General features: G+C 39.1%; 18 protein-coding genes, 1 other RNA gene and 1 pseudogene. 2 read left to right on the plus strand and 18 right to left on the minus strand.

Annotation, left to right across the window (positions count from 1 at the left end; all coding sequences use genetic code 11):
• Window positions 1–147: 147 nt before the first annotated feature.
• The 5 genes from ssrA to secG all read right to left on the minus strand — a co-directional run bounded on the left by ssrA (window position 148) and on the right by secG (window position 4,680).
• Window positions 148–509, minus strand: a transfer-messenger RNA (tmRNA) gene (gene ssrA / locus OSJ91_RS26005).
• Between the two features lie 123 nt (window positions 510–632).
• On the minus strand, window positions 633–1,100 hold the full coding sequence (gene smpB, locus OSJ91_RS26010) for an SsrA-binding protein SmpB (RefSeq protein WP_350300526.1): 468 nt from the start codon (window positions 1,098–1,100) through the stop codon (window positions 633–635).
• Between the two features lie 70 nt (window positions 1,101–1,170).
• Complete coding sequence (gene rnr / locus OSJ91_RS26015) at window positions 1,171–3,528, minus strand: ribonuclease R (RefSeq protein WP_350300527.1); 2,358 nt, start codon at window positions 3,526–3,528, stop codon at window positions 1,171–1,173.
• Window positions 3,529–3,558: 30 nt separating this feature from the next.
• Window positions 3,559–4,305, minus strand: coding sequence for an alpha/beta hydrolase (locus OSJ91_RS26020; RefSeq protein ID WP_101223705.1), 747 nt, complete (start codon window positions 4,303–4,305; stop codon window positions 3,559–3,561).
• Window positions 4,306–4,446: 141 nt separating this feature from the next.
• Window positions 4,447–4,680: a preprotein translocase subunit SecG gene (gene secG, locus OSJ91_RS26025; RefSeq protein ID WP_034309999.1), complete on the minus strand. Its 234-nt coding sequence runs from the start codon at window positions 4,678–4,680 to the stop codon at window positions 4,447–4,449.
• Window positions 4,681–4,857: 177 nt separating this feature from the next.
• On the opposite strand from secG, the gene OSJ91_RS26030 reads away from it, so the two are divergent.
• Complete coding sequence (locus OSJ91_RS26030) at window positions 4,858–5,400, plus strand: hypothetical protein (RefSeq protein ID WP_350300528.1); 543 nt, start codon at window positions 4,858–4,860, stop codon at window positions 5,398–5,400.
• 53 nt (window positions 5,401–5,453) lie between these two features.
• Complete coding sequence (locus OSJ91_RS26035; protein ID WP_350300529.1) at window positions 5,454–6,284, plus strand: M15 family metallopeptidase; 831 nt, start codon at window positions 5,454–5,456, stop codon at window positions 6,282–6,284.
• Between the two features lie 168 nt (window positions 6,285–6,452).
• On the opposite strand, the pseudogene OSJ91_RS26040 reads toward OSJ91_RS26035, so the two are convergent.
• The 13 genes and pseudogenes from OSJ91_RS26040 to tpiA form a co-directional block, all read right to left on the minus strand.
• A pseudogene (locus OSJ91_RS26040) lies at window positions 6,453–6,569 on the minus strand (hypothetical protein); the annotation flags it as partial.
• 426 nt (window positions 6,570–6,995) lie between these two features.
• On the minus strand, window positions 6,996–8,021 hold the full coding sequence (locus OSJ91_RS26045; protein ID WP_485890702.1) for a type II toxin-antitoxin system PemK/MazF family toxin: 1,026 nt from the start codon (window positions 8,019–8,021) through the stop codon (window positions 6,996–6,998).
• A 387-nt stretch (window positions 8,022–8,408) separates the two neighbouring features.
• Window positions 8,409–9,386, minus strand: coding sequence for a hypothetical protein (locus OSJ91_RS26050; RefSeq protein WP_485890703.1), 978 nt, complete (start codon window positions 9,384–9,386; stop codon window positions 8,409–8,411).
• Window positions 9,346–10,506 carry a hypothetical protein gene (locus tag OSJ91_RS26055; RefSeq protein WP_485890704.1) on the minus strand — a complete coding sequence of 387 codons (1,161 nt, stop codon included), beginning with the start codon at window positions 10,504–10,506 and terminating at the stop codon, window positions 9,346–9,348. Before OSJ91_RS26055 ends, OSJ91_RS26050 begins: the two co-directional genes overlap by 41 nt.
• Window positions 10,507–10,732: 226 nt before the next feature.
• A complete protein-coding gene (locus OSJ91_RS26060; RefSeq protein ID WP_485890705.1) occupies window positions 10,733–11,284 on the minus strand; it encodes a recombinase family protein in 552 nt (183 codons plus the stop codon).
• Window positions 11,285–11,918: 634 nt separating this feature from the next.
• A complete protein-coding gene (locus tag OSJ91_RS26065) occupies window positions 11,919–12,608 on the minus strand; it encodes a zf-HC2 domain-containing protein (protein WP_485890706.1) in 690 nt (229 codons plus the stop codon).
• 2 nt (window positions 12,609–12,610) lie between these two features.
• On the minus strand, window positions 12,611–13,090 hold the full coding sequence (locus OSJ91_RS26070) for an RNA polymerase sigma factor (RefSeq protein WP_485890707.1): 480 nt from the start codon (window positions 13,088–13,090) through the stop codon (window positions 12,611–12,613).
• Window positions 13,091–13,408: 318 nt separating this feature from the next.
• Window positions 13,409–14,668, minus strand: coding sequence for a hypothetical protein (locus OSJ91_RS26075; RefSeq protein WP_485890708.1), 1,260 nt, complete (start codon window positions 14,666–14,668; stop codon window positions 13,409–13,411).
• A 276-nt stretch (window positions 14,669–14,944) separates the two neighbouring features.
• Window positions 14,945–15,493: a GIY-YIG nuclease family protein gene (locus OSJ91_RS26080; RefSeq protein ID WP_485890709.1), complete on the minus strand. Its 549-nt coding sequence runs from the start codon at window positions 15,491–15,493 to the stop codon at window positions 14,945–14,947.
• 611 nt (window positions 15,494–16,104) lie between these two features.
• Window positions 16,105–17,010, minus strand: a complete 906-nt coding sequence (locus tag OSJ91_RS26085; protein ID WP_485890710.1) for a tyrosine-type recombinase/integrase — start codon at window positions 17,008–17,010, stop codon at window positions 16,105–16,107.
• Between the two features lie 156 nt (window positions 17,011–17,166).
• Entirely contained in the window at window positions 17,167–18,462 is a 1,296-nt protein-coding gene (eno, locus tag OSJ91_RS26090; RefSeq protein ID WP_034309992.1) for a phosphopyruvate hydratase, read from the minus strand.
• A gap of 30 nt (window positions 18,463–18,492) precedes the next feature.
• Entirely contained in the window at window positions 18,493–20,028 is a 1,536-nt protein-coding gene (gene gpmI / locus OSJ91_RS26095; protein ID WP_350300530.1) for a 2,3-bisphosphoglycerate-independent phosphoglycerate mutase, read from the minus strand.
• Window positions 20,021–20,782, minus strand: coding sequence for a triose-phosphate isomerase (gene tpiA / locus OSJ91_RS26100; RefSeq protein ID WP_350300531.1), 762 nt, complete (start codon window positions 20,780–20,782; stop codon window positions 20,021–20,023). Before tpiA ends, gpmI begins: the two co-directional genes overlap by 8 nt.
• Window positions 20,783–20,829: the final 47 nt, after the last annotated feature.

Consider the following 20,829-nt stretch of genomic DNA (forward strand, 5'->3'; position numbering starts at 1 on the left):
CAATTTATCTGCGAAATCGGGAATATATCTCCGAAATTGGAGATATATCAGCGAAAACTCCTGATTTATCTACTAATTATACGATTTATCGATTTTTCGACAAATCGATTGAAAAAAACACAAATAAAAAACCACCAATATATGTATTGGTGGAGACGGTGGGAGTCGAACCCACGTCCAGACATAACGGCACTTAAGCTTCTACGAGTGTAGTCGATATATTCGCATTTCGCGAACTCATTAGCCTATCGACAGGCGGCAGAGCAGCTAGTCTGATTGGTCTCTTCCTTCATCCTCAGACGGTGGATTCCGGCGTATCCCACTTAGAGTGAGTCCCTTACCCTACCACGTGGGCCATGGAGGGAGGAACAGCTATCGACTGTTATTAAGCAGCGAAAGCTAGGTTGTTGTTTTGTTTGCCAGTTATAGGCGTTGACGTTTTAACGAGGCCGATCCCCTCGACTCGCAACTTAAGCTCGAACTATCCCTGTCGAATCCGTAACGTCCCCATGATAGAAATGGAGCGTACGAGAGAAGAATAGTCAGCAAGTTGGCTGATATTCAATTGTCATCGGTACAGGATTAATTATAACAGATTGGTTCAAAAAATCAATTGTAAGGTCTTGGCAGTTCTACATTTTCTGCCGATCACGGAAAGCACGTTCGATATCACGTTTCGCTTCCTTCTTCTTCAGGTCTTCACGCTTGTCATATTGCTTCTTCCCTTTACCCAGACCGATCAAAACCTTGGCAAAGCCATTTTTCAAATACATTTTCAACGGTACGATCGTGTAACCTGTTTCCTTTGTTACACCGATCAGTTTACTGATTTCTTTCTTATGCAAAAGAAGCTTCCGTGTCCGCAACGGGTCATGGTTAAACTGGTTTCCCTGTTCATAGGGGCTTACATGCATATTATAAAGATAGATTTCTCCATTTTCTATTTTAGCGAAGGCATCCTTCAAATTCACTCGGGCCGCACGGATGGCCTTGATTTCAGTCCCCTTCAAAACGATTCCGGCTTCAAACGTTTCTTCAATAAAGAAATCATGATAAGCCTTTTTATTTTGTGCTAGTTGTTTACCTGAGCCTTTTGGCATCTAACTCTCCCCTTTTTACATCCAATCGCGGCAAGAGGATGAAATGATCATCATCCCCCCGCCTCAATCTTTATCTCTTTTTTGGTTTTCTCTTGCGCTTGGCAGCTGGCGCATTTTCAAAGAATTTTTTCTTCTTTTTCGGTTTTTTCTCGGAAGAAGGAGCATTTCCATTACGGCCGCCGCCTTTTCCTTCATTACGTCCTCCATTGCCGCCACGGCCGCGTTTGCGTTCACCTGAATTGGCTTTGAATATTTTCTTCTCGCCAGATGGACGCGGACGGCTTACCTTCATGCCGATAATTTCAAAATCGATGGCGCGTTCCTCTTTATTTACGTTGGAAACACGTACGTCGATCTCATCACCAATCCGGAACACATTACCCGTACGTTCCCCGATCATTGCAAGCTGACGCTCATCGAAGCGGTAATAATCATCCGTCATGAAGCTGACATGGACAAGTCCTTCAATGGTGTTCGGCAGCTCGACGAACATCCCGAAATTCGTGACCGAACCAATGATCCCGGTATACTCTTCGCCGATTTTATCCAGCATATATTCCGCTTTCTTCAGATCATCCGTTTCCCGTTCAGCATCGACTGAGCGACGTTCACGTTTCGATGTATGATCGGCAATCTCAGGTAAATTGGCATTCCATTTCTCCTTCGTAGCTTCATCCAGTTTACCTTCCACCAAGTAGGTCCTGATCAATCTGTGCACGATCAAATCCGGATAACGACGAATCGGCGATGTGAAATGTGTATAAAACTCAGCAGATAAACCAAAGTGACCTAAGCTCTCCGGATCATATTTCGCCTGTTGCATGGAACGAAGCATAACGGTGGATATGACCGTTTCTTCCGGTTTACCGGCAACCGCCTCAATGATTTCCTGTAACGCCTTAGGATGAACGTCATTGGCCGATCCCCGGACAATATATCCGAAGTTCGTAATGAATTCAAAGAAACGCTGCAGTTTTTCCGGCTTGGGATCTTCATGAATACGGTAAATGAACGGTACGTCAAGACGGTGGAAATGCTCAGCAACGGTTTCATTAGCCGCAAGCATGAACTCTTCAATCAGCTTTTCGGCAACCGACCTTTCACGTAAAACCACATCGGTCGGATGGCCTTCTTCATCAACGATGACTTTCGCTTCATTGAAATCAAAGTCAATCGCTCCGCGGTTCATCCGGTTCTTGCGAAGGATGGCAGCTAACTTCTCCATGTCCTGGAACATCGGCACCAACGCTTCATAGCGTTCGAGCTGTTCTTCATCTTTATCGACAAGGATTTTGTTCACATTTCCATATGTCATACGTTCCGTCGTCTTAATGACACTTTCAAAAATCTCATGGTTGACGACTTTGCCATCTGGCGTGATTTCCATTTCACAAGAGAGTGTAAAACGATCGACTTGTGGATTCAAGGAACAAATGCCATTCGATAAACGATGCGGGATCATCGGGATGACCCTGTCCACCAAATACACGCTCGTCCCTCTTTCCAAGGCTTCCTTATCGATTGGTGATCCTTCCTTCACATAATGGCTGACATCAGCAATATGAACACCCAGCTTGTAATTGCCATTTTCAAGTTTTGAAACAGTGACGGCATCATCCAGGTCCTTTGCATCCGCTCCATCAATCGTGACCAAAACATCATTTCGCAAATCCCTGCGGCTGCCAATTTCACTTTCTTGAATGGTATCCGAAACGGCATTGGCTTGCTCCATGACGTCATCCGGGAACTCCATCGGCAAACCATATTTATGGATCACGGAAAGAATATCTACTCCAGGATCATTTTTATGCCCAAGAATCTCAATGACTTCACCTTCGGCACTTATGCGTCCTTCAGGATAAGAAGTAAGCTTGACGACAACCTTATGGCCCTCTACCGCTCCATGTGAAGCATGCTGCGGAATGAAAATATCGTTTGCGATCTTTTTATCATCAGGGATGACGAAACCAAAACTTTTACTTTCGGAGTATGTACCGACCACTTGTGTAATACCGCGTTCAAGAATTCTGATGACCGTGCCTTCTTGCCTTGAGCCCGATGTTTCCGAAGATACTCGTACCATGACGACATCTCCATGCATCGCTGTGCCCGTTTCATTCGGCGGAATGAAAATATCATCCATTCCTGGGTTATCTTCAGGTGTGACAAAGGCGAATCCCTTAGCGTGTCCTGTTAATTTACCGCGGAACAAATTCATTTTTTGCGGCAGCCCGTAACGATTGCTCCTCGTTCTGACCACCAATCCCTTTTCTTCCATCTTTACTAAAGCCTTAACGAAATTCTTGAAATCTGCCGAGTCTTCGATTTTCAAAGCCTCTTCCAGTTCTTGTACCGTTAACGGCTTATACGCTTCATCCGTCATGTATGTCAGAAGCTTATTAATATGTTCTTGAATGTTATCTTCCATGAAAACCCTCCTATTCAGGGTATAATTTTGTTATTCGGCCCAATCCAGACTTTCTAAAAATTCCAATACATCTTCATGCAGCTGGTCCTTTTCTTTATCAAGAGTTATGACATGACCGGATTCTTCATACCACTTGATTTTTTTGACCGGTGATTCAATGGCATCAATAATAATATCGGCACTTTTTGGATTGATAACATCATCATGCCGACCCTGCACCACAAATGTCGGCGCGTATATAAGGTCGACGTGCTCTCGTACATCCGTTATCAATTCCTGAAGGGCTTTCAATGTATTCATCGGTTTATCGGCAAGGAGGTCCATTTCAAGCTCTATTTGCTCTTGAGTTTTTCCTTCATACTTCTTAAATTCTCTGGCGTACTCCAATACTCCTTTAAACATCATTTCTTCACTTTTGATATACATAGGCGCACACATTGATACGATACCCTTTATAGGTACAGTGTAACCTAATTTAAGAGAAAATACGCCTCCTAATGATAGTCCGGCAACAGCAATTTCTTCATGGCCTTTGCTTTTCAGGAAATCGTAGGCCATCATGACATCTTTCCACCAATCTTCCGGACCCGTTTTCACCAGCTCCTCCGGGGGGACGCCATGTCCTTTATAGTGCGGGGCATGGCAAGTGTATCCCTGTTTCTCCAAGTAACGCCCCAGCATCCGTACATCCGCTGAATTCCCCGTAAATCCATGTAAAAGTAAGACAGCTCTTTTTCCGCCTTCAAAAGTAAAGGGCTGCTGCAGCTTTATTTTCATGATCTTAAGCTCCTTTATCTGTAAATAGAATTTTAAAACATCCCTATCCTATAATTAAGTACTAAAATCACTATATCTATTCATGTAACTATTGTGCAAAGAAAAAAGTCTAGCTATTTAGCTAGACTCATTTTTGATCCATTACACATCAAAGTATGCAACAAGTAAAGTTAAAGCAAAGAATAAAATCGCCAATACTATTGTCGCACGATGTAAAACCAGGTCCAAACCGCGTGCCTTTTGCTTTCCGAATAGCTGCTCAGCACCGCCGGCAATCGCACCTGATAAACCTGCACTCTTACCTGATTGAAGCAATACCGTCACAATGAGGGCGATACTGACAATCACTAAAAGCGTTATGAGAAATGCATGCATGCAATTACACCTCCTGAAGAACCAATAAACAATTACTTTAACTTTACCACACCCAATAAATATCCACAATCTTTGTTATACTATGATGGTAAGAATTCCTAAAAATCCATAGTCATTTATTTTCTTTTTGAATCAAAGTTTGAGATAATTTGCATAAATAGAGAAAGAGGTGTCAACATGTTTAAGTCCATACTCCGGATTCTTGATCTCCTGACCATCCTATTCTCGGCGGTTGCCGGCTATTCTTTATGGACAGGCGGAAGCAATTTCATCAGCGTCCTATTAATCATCCTATCACCGCTTTTATTGCTGCTGGCAAAGTATCACGGAAATCGATACTTATTATTTGCTGCATATATCACGACAACCGTTTATTTTACTGCTATTATTTATAATGGACTTTCCAATAGCGGTATCGACTTTTTCCAATCAAGCTTCAATGTCCTCCTGATCGGGGCAGCAGCCGCCTTGCTGAGCGTCATAGCGGCGGTCATTGGGTTTGGGACCAATACTCTTACGATTCTTTGGTTATCGCTTCACGCCCTTGTCACATTCGAGACAATCAGGATGTCATCTGGTTTCCTTTCGAGCTTTTGGTCTGATCCCGTCGTGGAAACCGCAGTCCGTAACGATTATCCATTTTTATTGATGGTCGTCTGGATTGGCTTATTTCTTGATAAATATCAAAGTGAATTAACAAGGGATTACTTATCACGATAATTTTTCAACTACTTTTATTGGAAATCTTATATTAAAAGCAAGGGGCCTTTCATATGTTAAAACCTATATTTGCAGCAACCGCTCTATCATCTTTCATTCTTATGGCTGGCTGTTCATTCGACCTGACCAGCAATGATGAAAAAGAGCAAAAAGAAGAACAACCGAGCTCCCAGGAGACTGAGAAGGAGACAGAAACTGACAAGAATAATGATTCAAAAGAATCGGCCCAACGCCAGGTGGAAGTTGATGAAACGGCAAAACCCGGACAGGCCGGCCTTCAGACATTAGCCCATCCGGAAGGCATTCCTGTACTTGTCAATAAACAATACAGCCTGCCTGAAGATTACAAACCTGCTGACCTTATCTACCCAAAAGTGGATTTCATCTTTGAAGATAAAATCGATAAAAGAATGATGCGCGAGGAAGCGGGAAAGGCACTTGAAGTAATGTTCCAGGCTGCCGAAAAAGAAAACATGCACTTTGCCGGCGTTTCCGCTTATCGCTCTCACCAAAGACAGATCGAGGTCTTTAATAACTATGTGGCTAAAGATGGGGAAGAAAAAGCGAAAACCTACAGTGCAATGCCTGGGACAAGCGAGCATGAAACGGGACTCGCGATTGATGTCACGACCCACGATGGTGCATGTGCCGCCCAAGACTGCTTCGGTGATACGAAAGAATCCGCCTGGCTTGCTGAACATGCACATGAATACGGATTTATCATCCGCTACCCTGAAGGCAAGGAAAACATCACAGGTTATAAATACGAACCATGGCATATCCGTTATGTTGGTGTCGATACCGCAACTGAAATCTTTGAAGCGAAGATTACATTAGAAGAATACTATAATGCCGTACCAGTGGAAGCTGTATCGGATAATTAAAAAAAGGTGCCCGGATGCGGCACCTTTTTTTTATTAATCAAACGTTTGATTAAATCCTTTCAACCTTGAAGAAGTGGCTGGTTTATGGGCATAAAAAACCTCCTATTCAATGTGGATGGCCACATTGAATAGGAGGAGAAATTACTGTAATCCAAATTCTAGCAAAGATTACTTCTTCAAGTTATAGAAAGATTTCAAACCGCCATATACAGCCAAGTCACCAAGCTGGTCTTCGATGCGAAGAAGTTGGTTGTATTTAGCGATACGGTCCGTACGGGACATGGAGTTTCAATAAAAACATGATTATATCAACGTTCATTAATTTTTTCTTCCTATTATATATGTGGTTGTATTACTTAACTCGGACAAAGCTATCGTTATCAACTCAAGCTATGTACAACTTAAATCAAATTATATCATAACTTTTAGAAAAGCGTTCAAAGACTAAGGTCTTCTATAAACAAAAAAGAGGGGAACTAGGCTATTAACCTAATTCCCCTTGTATCGTTTCGAAAATCCTTCAGTAATGCCAAGGACTTTCGTTGACTTTATTATTAATCTTTCCGCTTCGGGTCTGTTATCGATAATAGACAGGAAAAACAATTGGTTTTCGAACGTTTTCACACCGCTACAATTCATCTCAATTGGTTTCGTCTCGTTTTTTTAATACACAACTATACGGAGGTACTGGAGGTCAGATACCACTCAGACCTAACAGGATCGACTATCCCTTATTATAACCTCATTTGAATCTAACCTCATTAGAATCTCAATAGCATCTTTTAGTTTTTCCATTAACTCTCTATCTAAGGATGTAATACGATGACTTAACCTCTTTTTACTAATGGTTCTAGTTTGTTCTGCTAAAGCTACACTCTTTATTTCTGAATTTAACAAAAGACCTAGATCAACATGTGTCGGTAGCCTAGCCATTTTAAGTTGACCTGTAACAGGTACAATTGTTACAGTAGGGGCAAATTTATTATTTATATTATTAGACACGACAACAACTGGTCTAACCCCTCCAAGTTCACCCTCAATACCAACACCTACATCAGCTAAATAAACGTCTCCATTTGTTACAATACTCTCATAAGGTTTTCCTGCTGATTCTTTTACTACTGACTCTTTCCCTGCTGACTCTTTCCCTATATATTTCGTGGTAGTATCATCTGTTTTTTCAGATGTTATTTCTTCATAAGCTTTAGAAAGAACATCCAAATTTCGCTGAAATCCACTCATAAATTCATTTTGCTTAGCAAAAAACGCTATTAACTCTTCTTTAGTCACTTCGAGGTCAAGAAATTCTAATCTAAGCCCGACATTAACAGGACTATTTAATATGTCTATTATTCTCTCTAAATGAAATATATCAATAGAATGATCAGCTAATCCTCTTAATTTTTTTCTTTCAGTGTCTGATATTTCTTGATTTGTGATAAAAACAAACCCATCTACACCATTCTTTTTAACCCCTTTTAGGTCGTCTGCGAATTTCTTTTTGATTGTTGAAAAGGACTTTTGTCCTCTAGGAAAATAACACCCACCAACAAACGTTACCCCATCTTTAATACACTTCAAATCTTTTGTACCATCTGGTCCACCTAAAGGATGTATTGGATCAACAGATTCATACCCCTCTGACCTTAATATATGACCAGAAAGCCTTTCTTCATCTTGCTGACTCCCAGTCCATTCCACTAACGTATACCTAGTATCCCTACCACTTTTTTTCATATTTCACCAAACCTGACTTTTTCAAATTTAATTGAGATAACCTACTAAACTTTATTATACATCCTAATTAATCCTAAAATGTCCAACATATTCATTTCCACATGTAGGGGATAGAAAAGCCTAGGATAACTATCGAGTTTAAATAATTTTGAATTCCTGTGAAAACACCCACCTCCCCCTTTCTCCCAGAAAGCCCCCCTGTGATAGTGCAAATAGCCCCCATCATGCCTTCCAGTATTATGAACACTATTAAGTTGGGATTAAATTATTGTAATAAAAAAATCCTCCTAAGAGGCTCTATAAACTGAATACATTCAAAAAATTATCTTTCTTTATTATTCCAGTTTAAGTCAGCGGAATTTGAAATCCATATGGCAATTCGCTACATTAACTTGGGAAAAGATCCAAAGCAGTTTGGTCTGGATGTGCCGCTGTTTTCTTTCGCTTAAATATAGCAGGTGGTGTTTCGCCTTTCCTCAATCTCTCTGCCATTTTATCAGCTTGTTCTCTAAAATGTTTGAAGTTTATCGGCTTACATCCTGGCTTAATCTTTAGTAATTTTCCAGCTTTAAGGCTCTTATCCCAAGTGAAATATTCATTCAATTCGTAGATACTTCCTTCAATTAAGGCTTTCTCTATTTTGTTTTCAATATCCTTACGCATTTGTTCCCCAATCCTAGCAGGATTATATAAGCCTGGAACTGATGAAGTAACTCCAGGAGCAAGATCGGAAACGTCAAAACGCTCTTTACCAGTAAGAGAAAGTGAAACCAATTCTGTGGCAGTTAGCTTTAAATACTTAAATACTGGAGTCTGACCACCTACTTTGAAGACCTCATGTACAAAATTAGGATACCTTATTGGCTCTGTAAAATAAGCAGCAAGATCATCATCTTGAAAGTTTCCCATCTTCAATTCAATTATTGTTGGGTTTTCCGAATCCTTCAAAACCGATAAACCATTGAAATTATAATCTCTTGTCTCTTCGCTGATTTGATCTGTATAAACCTCATTGAACACTAAAGTAATATCATGGGTATGTAATGAAGGATCACCAGAGGAGACTCCACCAACTCTTACCAACTCTTCTGATTTTAGCTTTTTGTACCTTGCTAATTGGTCTGGCTCTGTTCCTCCACTTTTGCATTCACATGCTAAGGAGTGATTCTTCTCATAATTATTTAATACAATATCAAATTTAAGTTCCCTTACCTTTCCATCTTGTGTTACATCGAATTCTTTTTCAATGAATTCAATTTTGTAACCTGTCTCAAAGAAGTGACGTGGATAGCCAGGTATATCAAAAGTCATACTTGCTAGGATGTTAACCAAGTCTTGTTCTAGATATGTCGACTTTAATCTCATAATCAACCACCTCCATTCTAGCCATCGCATCAACATAATGGTTTAAATTTGCAAATAACCGAAGCAAAGTGTTACCACATGAGTGTTTTGGTAAAGAAACTCTAATATAATCCGAAGTTATTTCAAAAGTTAGTTTATTACCCATGTTTCCGTTGTGAATATCCACTGCATAAACACGGTACTGTTTGTCGCCAATTACATCTTCAATACCCCAGAGCCTAAAGGGTTCATTACCACTGAACATTAAATCAACTAACTTGGCAGGATCAATTTTCTTACTAAAGGTAATAGTAAAGGGATTTCCAGCCATATAACCTTCCTCAAAAGATAAAGCATAAGTTTCTAATTTATCAATAACACCGCCATACAAATTCACTAGTTCATAAACCAACCTTGAATGCCTAGAAAATGAATTGCCTTTAGCAGTCAACTTACCATTGTATTTAATATCATCAATAATAAACTTACTATCTTCATCTGAATTTTTTTCCCGCTCTCCCCTTAATATAGAGAGTTTAGATATACCAAGCATACTGTTTATATCTGATTTTATAAGCGTTTCAAAAAATGTCTTTGCAAAATGTCTTTTCACGCTTAATGAAACATCTTGAGTATCATCAAGTCCATTTACTTCATCATCTTTTGGTTCTTCTAAAGCCTGTTGAAACGATACCCCCATTCCCCAAAACCTTCCGAAGTCGGTCGTTTGTAACAATAAAGGCACTGGTAGCCAAATGCTATCATAACCATTAGCACTGTAAAATTTCTTTATAAATGGATCAGTTTTTTTTGTTGAATTTGCTGAGTGAAACACTATGTATCTAGGATTCGCTATATCTAAGTAAAGGCTCAAGTGGTCTGTTTCTAAATTAATCAATGATTCTTCATGGGTTTCGTTAAGCTTTGTTTGAGAATTTACTTCCTTCGCTCTGGAAAGTATTGATGATAAGATTTGATCTCTAGGAAGTTGATCTTTAAATATATGTGTTTCTACTACGTACGATTTCACTGCATTTCGACCATAACTGAATTTATTTGATGTCTTAATATCCTTATAATTATTGTTCAGTACCGCATCGAACTGGAACTCAAGATCAGCACGAGTCTTAATATTCTCCATACCTCTCACTCCATCTTTTGACTTGACTATATTATACTTAACATTCTCAATATTTACCTATATTTTTTCCAAAAAACACATTTCCGACTATTTTTTGTATTTCTTGTGGTGTGTGCGTTTACCTACCCAGTACTAATTCTATAGTCAAAGAGGTTTTGATATGTGGTAAATACCCCCTACCCATAAAAGAAAAAGACTTCTTCTGGAAGTCCCTATAAATACTCACCTATTGATGCTCTTTGATTAACTTGTCTAATGTTGGTCTTGATACACCTAATTCCTTTGCAAGCTGAGACTTCGATACTTCTCGATTCATGTATCTTTGATATTGCTTGTCGAAGTCTGGGATCGATACTTCTTTTCGTCCTTTGTACTTTCCTGCTGCTTTAGCTATAGCAATCCCTTCACGTTGTCGCTCTAACATGTTCGCTCTTTCAAACTCATTAATTGCACCTAACATAGTTAACATTAGTTTTCCATTTGGACTTGAAGTGTCGATTTTCTCTTTAATTGATACAAGTTGAATGCCTTTTGATTCTAATAGTTCGACTGTTTCTAACAAGTCTTTTGTGGAGCGTGCTAATCTTGAGAAGTCTGCAACGTAGATCGTATCTCCTTCTCTTGCAAAATCTAACATCTCTTGTAGCTTAGGTCTATTTGTATTCTTAGCAGACACCTTTTCTTGGTACACCTTATCTATGTTATACTGCTTCATTGCTTCAACTTGTCTTGCTTCATTCTGTTCAACTGTTGACACTCTGATATATGCTATGTTCATGTTCATAGTTCCTCCGTATGTATCTGATGAATCAAGAATAGCACATTGTAAAAATAGACTCTAGATATTTGTTTACAAACTGTTAATTAATTAGAATTTAGATTTCAGATTTACGATTTTGTACTGCTTATCATTTGTAAACTTAAGGCACGCTCTAAATTTACATATAACTTATCGAAAACAACATGATAAAAGCGGTATCCTTCCTTTGATATCACTTAAAAGGCTCATCTCTGCTATCGATACCATTTTCGAACTTGAATAGGTTTTCACTTCGATTTTTATTACTTTACCGTCCTAAATCGAAGCGAATACTTGAGTCGTGTCGAAAATTTACCGAATGCTTGTTTGTTGATGCGTGTGGCTTCTGTATCACCAATACACTAAACAGTAACTCTACATCAGTTTTGCAATGTCTTGTGATTCAATCTTTTGTAGGACGTTAATATGCGGAAGGGGGAGAGAGAAGAGAAGACCCTTAACGTCATCACGAGCCATTCTGAGCGTCTAGGGGTGTGATTGCTGATGTACTTACTATGCTTCCGCTACTCTTGCCATTAGCACAACAAGAAAAAAGCGTTCCCGCTTATTACAGAAACGCTGTCATTTAATTGAAGAAGAAAACACCCTTAATTTATTCAAAGTGAAACATATTTTCTATTTCTTCACTTGCTTGAGGCAAATTCATACCTTTTTTCCAAATCAATATATTATCTTCTGGAGTTCCGTAATACAAGGCTTTTATCTTCGCACCGTCACGATTCATTTCTTGACCTTCAATATCAAAAAAGTCATAACCCTTCGCCAATCCATATGGTGGTTGTGCTTTTTTCTTTATTATTGGTCGTAAAGGGGTCATATAAAAGTTCCCGTTATCATCCATATCATATGCGATTTCATTTAAAGCATAACCATCTGTTAATTCCGCATAATAAACAATTTTGCCATCCGACAATTGACTTACTTGCGATATTTCTACCACGTTTGTTGGTACGTTAACTGTGTTTAAATGAAATAAATAATAATACCCAAAAGAGATAAGTGAAACCAAAATCACAGAAATGATAACACCTATAGCAAAGGATTTTACTTTTGAACGATTCCAGAAAGAAGAAATTTTCTTTATAACATTACTATCTTTTCTAATTATTTCGATTTCCTCTTTCGGTAATTTAAAGTCAACTTTTAATCTATCTAATTCGGTTTTACAACTATGACACTCAACAAGGTGTTCTTCTACCATTTTTTTGCTATCATCACTGCATACATCATCATAATACAACGGAAGCATATCTTTAATTATTTCACATGACACTTTACTCATTTCTATTCCTCCCTCAGCAAATCTTGAATTTTACCTTTGGCTCGGTGAAATGTGACCCTTGCCCAACTCTCTGTTTTCTCAAAAAGTTGACTTATTTGTTTAAAGGACAGTTCGCCAAACACTCTTAATGTAAAAACTTCTTTATAAGGCTCTTCTAAGCGATGTAAGACCTTATGTAGACGGAAGGTTTCTTCTTTATTTACTATCATTGCTTCAATACTATTCTCACTTATTTTTTCTGGTATATCATCTGTATCATATCGATTTTGTTTATCGAGATAGGTAAAGTATGTGTTTTTTGCTATTTGACAAAGCCAAACATTGATTTTGCAATTGCCATTGAATTTATCAATGCTTTTTAAAGCCTTGAAAAATGTTTCTTGCGTTATTTCTTCAGCAATCTTTTCGTTACGACTTATCGATAATACAAACGAATAAACATCTCGGAAATATTGATTGTATATACTCTCAAACTCTGTCACATTTCTACCTCCTTTCATAATTAAGACTAAGTAAAGTAAGTTTCGTTACAAAAAAATCATAAAAAATTGGCAGACTTATAGGTCTGCCTTCAGGTCGTTACATTTATTGGTAAAATAAAACCCCTTCGTTCTTTTTGGTTTCCTTCGATAAACAAAGTCCTTATTGAAGTAAAGAAGCATTTTTAGTGCAAATTTTACAATCTATAGTTCATTTTACCATACAATAAAATCACAGTTTTATTAGTTGTTGTGTTACGATGATTTGAATTCCGACTAATTGTTCAAACCTCCGCTCCAATATACAAAAAGGGGCGAGCCTCAATTAAAAGACACGCCTGTGATTCTTATTGATTCCTTATTCATTTCAGCAATCATACGGATAGCTTGGAACTGTGCTAAAGGATTAGTTCTCTTTGATTCTTTAGCAACTTCAAACTCAACTCCATCAACTTCGATTGTAGTTGGAGCTGCTTCTTCAACTGCAGATGTATTTAATTTCATACTGCTCGTGCATCCAAAGTACTTCAATAGTAGTTCCCACATTGGAGCATATTGCGTCATTATCTTTAAGCATTTGATTCTATCTATATCAGAATTGTTAGTGGTGTTTTTCTGCCTACCCCTAGCAAGTTCTAATGAATGCTTGCTGTGCATGTCCTTGAACATATCTATCATGATTAGTGCATACTGCTCTGTTAGGTTATGTGTAAAGTCTAAGTCACCTTTCTCTCGCTTTTTATCTAGATAATCTCGTAATCCTAACTCACTTTCTGGGATTACGCAGTAATGTGCATCATAAAAGAATTTAAGTCCCAACTCATCCTCTAATTGTTTGTCTAATTCTACCTTGAAAGCCTTAACTTCTTTTTTGTTTGTCATGAACAGGTCAGAACCTTTAAGTCCGTACAAAGTGAGCAGACTACCTCTAATATTATCTATTTCTTTAATCTCATTTGATGTTAGTTTCCTATGCTTGTTTTTGGTTGTACATCCCCATCTTTCCACCCGATGGATGATGATTTCTACCTTAGCCAACTTGCCAAACACTGATACAAGGCTTGATTTCATATGCTTCAATGATACTTGAAGAAACTCATCTAACATATCCATATCTGAATCATCCTTGTTGAAATCCATAATTTCTTTGCTGAACTGCTCTTGCAGTTTTTCTAGGTGTTTACCTCTAGCACCATATAATGCACCAATAAGTTTTCCATTAATGATACCTAGTTCAGTAATCCATTTTGTCGCACTCATAGGTCTTACTTTATTATTATTCTGAATCAGATAGTTTACCACAAGCGAGTTCAATTCAAATTCACCAACAAGTTGTCCCTGTCCATTGTTAGATCGCTTATCAACTCGTTTAGCCTTTTTAGAGCGTTTACCGCTGCATGTAATAATCCGCTTTGCCCCTCTACCTTCAACCGAGTATGATTCCCACTCTTGTTCAACTGATTTAATGAGGAGAGAAAATTCTTTCCCTGTAAGATTACCTTTGTTTCTCTTTAACGATGCTTTCTGAGCCTTTGATCCATACTTCTTAACCAATTCTACTAATGTAAATTCCTGCTTCAATATAATTCCCTTTTCTCATGACTAAGATTCGCTATTTTTGGCAGCCATGTAATTCAGTCCTTTTAATTTCGGGCTTCAAAAATGAACATTTCAATGCTCAAGTATCCCTTATTTTTTTTGATGATTCATATTATAAATTTCTGTACCGAATCGACCTCTTAATATAAAGTACTTAGTACCCCGATTCGGTACAGTTTTTTTCCCCTTGATTCATTCGCTTTTTATTGATGATTCGAGGTACTAGAACCTTCAAAAATGACACTCAAAACTCAGTACTCAATTTTTCTTGGGCATTAGTATGTCTTGTCCTCGTTTCTTACTGCAATATTTTCCTAAGTTATTCTTTTCATCACTAAGTGCTTCATCTATTCTTTGAAACGAAACTTGACCACGCCATTTTTTGAAAAGCTTCTCTCTCATTGCAGCGAACGTCCATTCACGATTGGTTTCATTCACAACTTTACCAATCACCTTTTGAATTGGACGTACTTGATATCTAGGATTCTCTTTCTCATTGCAAAGGGGAATATAATCTTGAATGATTTTAGTCTCTTCTTCCTTTAACAATTCCTTATCCATGGTCTTGAATATTACCTCAATTTCATTTGGCTTTGAATCAATCAATTGCATTAGCTTAGAATTACGATGTTGTTTACTATCTTCTTTAAGATATCCACCATAAAACCTGAAACCTAAGTCATCGCTTATTCCCACGTACATTAAGCTTCCATCTATATGATAGAAGTACAGACCGCTTTTTTTGTTCAATTGATCTTGATGATTTTGAATGTCAGTAAATTTAAATCTAAAAACTTGATTTGACAATGATATTTGAAGCTAGTATAAGCCCTCACTCTCGACAATATATCATTGCCCGACACTACGATTTTCAGCAACTTCATCACCCCGCTTTCTTTTATTCGATTTGTTTTGGATTGCTTATTTTGGTCTAGATACTGCTCAAACTTAGCATGATACTTTCATCTCAGTTTCATATCTATAATTCAATTATACAAAACCCAAAATTGCTGATTTTTGCAAAGTCCGTCAGAAAAAATCAAGGGAATCTCGTAAAAGTGTCCACCAAGAACTTTTTATAGGTAATTTATGGGTATGGTGGTAAATCAAAGAAACAATGGTATTTACGGAAAACAATAGTGCGGTATACGTGCTTCGAGATTATTGTTATAAATACTTGGAAAGTAGGTGTTTTGGTTGGTTGTAGAGTAGCAAATACTCGCTTCGCATCGGAGATTATATAAAACGTTTTATGTGGATTAACCTGCTACCTACCATTTTATGATGAGTGAGATGATGATTAACAAAGTCTCTTCCCCTCTTCAGGATAAAATAAAGAGAGCAACCATGCGGTTGCCCATCGGGGAATACATATACCCTTTTGCGAGAAGAGCAATGGAGTTTCAACAAACATACGATTACAAATTCATCAAAGGACTAGATTTTGATGCTAGTTCTAGAATATTCTCTGTTTCCAGCCCTTGCAAATACCTCTTAGTTACTTGAATATTTTCGTGTCCCGCAATCCTTGAACAACTATATAAGTCTAATCCATTCCTCAAGTTAGATTGAATAGAGTAGTGTCTTAACGTGTGCGGACTACATCTAATATCTTCTCTTACATTTGCTTTGACACCTGCATTTCTAACAACATTCTGAATTTGCACACCTGTCAAAGGTCTTCCGCTCCTTGATAAGAAGTAATTTCCATGATCTAATTTCTTATTTTTAAAATAGCCTTCTTTTATCCGCTCATATCTAATCATGTACTTCTTCAACATCAAGCTAATCGGAACATAACGCCATTTTGAACCTTTACCAAACACTCTAATATTTGTTTCATTAATCCAACCAGACTGTATATTGATTAACTCAGTCATTCTTATACCTGTATCAACGAACATGGCAATAATGACTTTGTTACGTGCGTTTAAGTAACTCTTAAAGTCATATACCTCAATCATCTTAGCTACTTCCTTGTCTGTAAATGTTTTGATAACGACCTTGTCCTCTTTTAACAATTTTATCTTTCCTAATACATTGAAACTGACGTATTCCTCATTAACTAAATAACTATAAAAAGCCCTCAAAGACTTAATTATTGTATTAATGTAGTTAGACTTGTTCCCTATTTCTTTTTGATATTGAATAAACTTCTTAATGTGCAAGGAGGAAACATCCTCAACATCTGAAATATCATGATGTGTTTTCAAGAAATTAATCAATTGACCGACATTGTAATTGTACGTTTCAATCGTCCTCTTAGAGTAGTTATTAATCTGCAAATCAAATGTAAACTCCTTCAGCAAATCTTTAATAAACATAAAAAAACCTCCTATTTAATGCGGATATCCACATATAAATAGGAGGTTAAAAGCAACAAACTGTACGACAAGGTTCATGTTTTTGTATGACTTAATTCAAGCCCCTTGAATTTGCCTTGTACGACTAAATTCAACCCTTATAACTTCTAGCAAAGATTACTTCTTCAAGTTATAGAAAGATTTCAAGCCGCCATATACAGCCAAGTCACCAAGCTGGTCTTCGATGCGAAGAAGTTGGTTGTATTTAGCGATACGGTCCGTACGGGACATGGAACCAGTTTTGATTTGTCCTGCGTTTGTTGCAACGGCGATATCAGCGATCGTTGCATCTTCCGTTTCACCGGAACGGTGGGAAACGACTGCAGTGTAGCCTGCGCGTTTAGCCATTTCGATTGCATCAAACGTTTCAGTCAGTGTACCAATTTGGTTCACTTTGATCAGGATGGAGTTGCCGATGCCTTTTTCGATGCCTTCAGCCAATTTTTTCGTGTTCGTTACAAAAAGATCGTCACCAACAAGCTGAACTTTAGAACCGATGCGTTCCGTTAAAAGTTTGTGGCCATCCCAGTCATTTTCATCCAGGCCGTCCTCGATGGAGATAATAGGGAATTCATTCACTAGCTCTTCATAGAAAGCTACCATTTCTTCGGATGTAACACCATTGCGGCCTTCGCCAGCAAGATCATATTTGCCTGTTTCTTTGTTATAGAATTCAGATGAAGCCACGTCCATGCCAAGGTAGATATCTTCGCCTGCTTTGTAGCCAGCTTTTTCAATTGCCTCGATGATGACTTGAAGCGCTTCACGGTTTGAACCAAGGTTTGGCGCAAAGCCGCCTTCATCGCCGACTGCCGTATTCAAGCCTTTGGCAGAAAGGACGGATTTCAAGGCATGGAATACTTCTGCACCCATACGAACTGCTTCTTTGAAGCTAGGAGCTCCTACAGGAAGGATCATGAATTCCTGGAAGTCAACATTGTTATCGGCATGTGATCCGCCGTTAATGATGTTCATCATTGGAGTCGGAAGTTGTTTCGCATTGAACCCTCCAAGGTAACGATACAATGGTAAACCTGAAAATTCCGCAGCGGCATGGGCAGCAGCCATTGATACGCCAAGGATTGCATTAGCTCCCAAGTTTCCTTTGTTTTCAGTGCCATCCAATTCAATCATAGTAAGGTCAAGGCCTGCTTGGTTCGTTACATCCAAACCGATGACAGCTTCAGCAATGATATCATTTACATTATCGACTGCTTTTTGTACCCCTTTACCCAGGTAGCGAGATTTATCTCCGTCACGAAGCTCAACCGCTTCGTGTTCTCCTGTTGAAGCACCTGATGGTACGATTGCACGTCCGAAGTATCCGGACTCTGTTTGGATTTCTACTTCTATTGTTGGGTTACCACGGGAATCTAGCACTTCGCGTGCATATACATGTTCGATGTACGGCATTATAAATCTCTCCTTTTCCTATTCACAATTTTATTTAGATAATAGGGATTTCCCTGTCATTTCAACAGGTTTTTCGACTCCAAGCAAATCGAGCATCGTTGGAGCTAAATCGCCTAAGATACCACCTGTTCTTAATGTTACCTGATTTTTAGTGATAATGACAGGAACGGGATTCGTAGTATGGGCTGTCATCGGGTTGCCTTCAAGCGTTACGACTTCATCAGCGTTCCCATGGTCAGCGGTAATGATAGCTGTACCGCCCTTTGAGACGATTAAATCGACAATCCTGCCTAGGCATTCATCCACTGTTTCAATCGCTTTAATGGTAGGCTCAAGCATCCCTGAATGACCAACCATGTCCGGGTTGGCAAAATTCAAGAGAATGGCATCAAAACGGTCAGCCTCAATTTGTTCCACCAATGCATCCGTTACTTCATAAGCACTCATTTCCGGTTGTAAATCATATGTAGCGACTTTCGGAGAATTAATTAAAATCCTCTCTTCACCAGGAAACTTCTCTTCACGTCCGCCGCTCATGAAAAACGTCACATGCGGATATTTTTCAGTTTCAGCGATACGAAGCTGAGTAAGCTGGTTTTGGGAAAGTACTTCCCCTAATGTATTATCAAGATTTGTCGGATTAAATGCAACATATCCGTCAACTGTTTCTGAAAAATGTGTCAAGCAGACAAAATGGAGATGCTTCGGATGTCCAGGGCCGCGGTCAAATGAGCGAAAATCCTCATTCGTGAACGTATTGGAAATCTGGATCGCCCGGTCTGGACGGAAGTTATAAAAGATTACGGCATCATCATCTTTAATCGTCGCCACCGGTTTACCGTCTTCCGCCGTTATGACTGAAGGTATCACGAACTCATCAAAAATACCATGTTCGTAGGAATCCTCGACACATTCCATCGCGGAAGAGTAAGCTGGGCCATCACCATACACCATTGAACGGTAGGATTTCTCCACACGTTCCCAGCGCTTATCACGGTCCATCGAATAATATCTTCCGGATATGGTCGCAAACTGTCCAACACCGATTTCCTTCATTTTCGCTTCCGCTTCCTTAATATAACCTTGCGCCGTTTTCGGCCCGACATCACGACCATCTAAAAATGCATGTACATATACATTTTTAACTCCTTCTTTAGCGGCCAATTTCAGCAGGGCATACATATGATCAATATGACTGTGCACGCCGCCATCTGAAAGAAGACCGAAAAGATGAAGGTCCGTGCCTTTTTTCTTGGCATGACTCATGGCATCGACCAAAGTTGGGTTTTGGGCAAACTCACCTTCACGGATAGCAAGGTTCACACGGGTCAGACTTTGATAAACGATCCGTCCTGCCCCGATATTCAAATGACCCACTTCCGAGTTCCCCATTTGACCGGCAGGCAAGCCGACCGCTTCCCCGCTTGCAGTTAAATGGGAATGCGGATACTGTTCCCAAAAACGGTCAAAGTTCGGTTTTTTCGCATGAAAAACAGCATTTCCCTTTTCCTCGTTACGGCAGCCGAAACCGTCTAAGATGATAAGTGCCACAGGCGACTTACTCATAGTGACCAGCCTCCAGCAATTGTAAAAATGAATCGGATTTCAAGCTTGCACCGCCAACCAAGGCACCGTCTATATCAGGTTGTGCCATGTACTCTTTAATATTCTCAGGTTTTACACTGCCACCGTATTGAATGCGGATGGCTGCAGCTGCTTCATTTGAAAATTTGTCGGCAACAACCGAGCGGATATGCGCACAAACTTCATTAGCATCTTGAGCAGATGACGATTTTCCTGTTCCAATCGCCCAAATCGGCTCATAAGCAATAACGGCTTGTTTCAATTGATCGCCAGATAATCCTGCTAGGCCTTTTTCAATCTGGCTGCCTACGAAATCATTCGTTTCGCCAGCTTCCCTTTGTTCAAGTGTTTCACCGCAGCAAACGATCGGGGTCAACCCGTGGGCAAAAGCGGCATGAGCTTTTTTATTAACGGCTTCATCCGTTTCGTTGAACATTTCCCGGCGTTCAGAATGACCAAGTATGACGTAAGATACACCAAGATCAGCCAATGCGATTGGGCTGATTTCTCCTGTGAAAGCACCGCTTTCTTCAAAGTGCATGTTCTGCGCCCCGATCTTCACATCGGTTCCTTTTGCTGCTTGAACCAGCTGATCCAAAAATAAAGCTGGAGCACAAACAACCGTATCGATTACCTCTTGCTTCGGAATCAAATTGCTCACTTCTTCTAAAAAGGCAGTCGCTTCAGATAGTGTTTTATTCATTTTCCAGTTTCCTGCAATAATCGGTTTACGCATTTGGTTTCTCATCCCTTCTAATGTTGAAATATGTAACGGTTTAAATC

This window comes from Bacillus sp. T-10(2022), from assembly GCF_056502895.1.

Excerpts from the sequence above, each read along its gene's own strand:
- OSJ91_RS26050 (WP_485890703.1), bottom strand. The coding sequence starts at position 9,386 with ATGAGATTAAAGTCGACATATCTAGAACAAGACTTGGTTAACATCCTA.
- OSJ91_RS26020 (WP_101223705.1), bottom strand. The coding sequence starts at position 4,305 with ATGAAAATAAAGCTGCAGCAGCCCTTTACTTTTGAAGGCGGAAAAAGA.
- tpiA (WP_350300531.1), bottom strand. The coding sequence starts at position 20,782 with ATGCGTAAACCGATTATTGCAGGAAACTGGAAAATGAATAAAACACTA.
- OSJ91_RS26035 (WP_350300529.1), top strand. The coding sequence starts at position 5,454 with ATGTTAAAACCTATATTTGCAGCAACCGCTCTATCATCTTTCATTCTT.
- OSJ91_RS26065 (WP_485890706.1), bottom strand. The coding sequence starts at position 12,608 with ATGAGTAAAGTGTCATGTGAAATAATTAAAGATATGCTTCCGTTGTAT.
- OSJ91_RS26055 (WP_485890704.1), bottom strand. The coding sequence starts at position 10,506 with ATGGAGAATATTAAGACTCGTGCTGATCTTGAGTTCCAGTTCGATGCG.
- OSJ91_RS26030 (WP_350300528.1), top strand. The coding sequence starts at position 4,858 with ATGTTTAAGTCCATACTCCGGATTCTTGATCTCCTGACCATCCTATTC.
- OSJ91_RS26045 (WP_485890702.1), bottom strand. The coding sequence starts at position 8,021 with ATGAAAAAAAGTGGTAGGGATACTAGGTATACGTTAGTGGAATGGACT.
- gpmI (WP_350300530.1), bottom strand. The coding sequence starts at position 20,028 with ATGAGTAAGTCGCCTGTGGCACTTATCATCTTAGACGGTTTCGGCTGC.
- OSJ91_RS26060 (WP_485890705.1), bottom strand. The coding sequence starts at position 11,284 with ATGAACATAGCATATATCAGAGTGTCAACAGTTGAACAGAATGAAGCA.
- secG (WP_034309999.1), bottom strand. The coding sequence starts at position 4,680 with ATGCATGCATTTCTCATAACGCTTTTAGTGATTGTCAGTATCGCCCTC.
- smpB (WP_350300526.1), bottom strand. The coding sequence starts at position 1,100 with ATGCCAAAAGGCTCAGGTAAACAACTAGCACAAAATAAAAAGGCTTAT.
- OSJ91_RS26085 (WP_485890710.1), bottom strand. The coding sequence starts at position 17,010 with ATGTTTATTAAAGATTTGCTGAAGGAGTTTACATTTGATTTGCAGATT.
- eno (WP_034309992.1), bottom strand. The coding sequence starts at position 18,462 with ATGCCGTACATCGAACATGTATATGCACGCGAAGTGCTAGATTCCCGT.
- rnr (WP_350300527.1), bottom strand. The coding sequence starts at position 3,528 with ATGGAAGATAACATTCAAGAACATATTAATAAGCTTCTGACATACATG.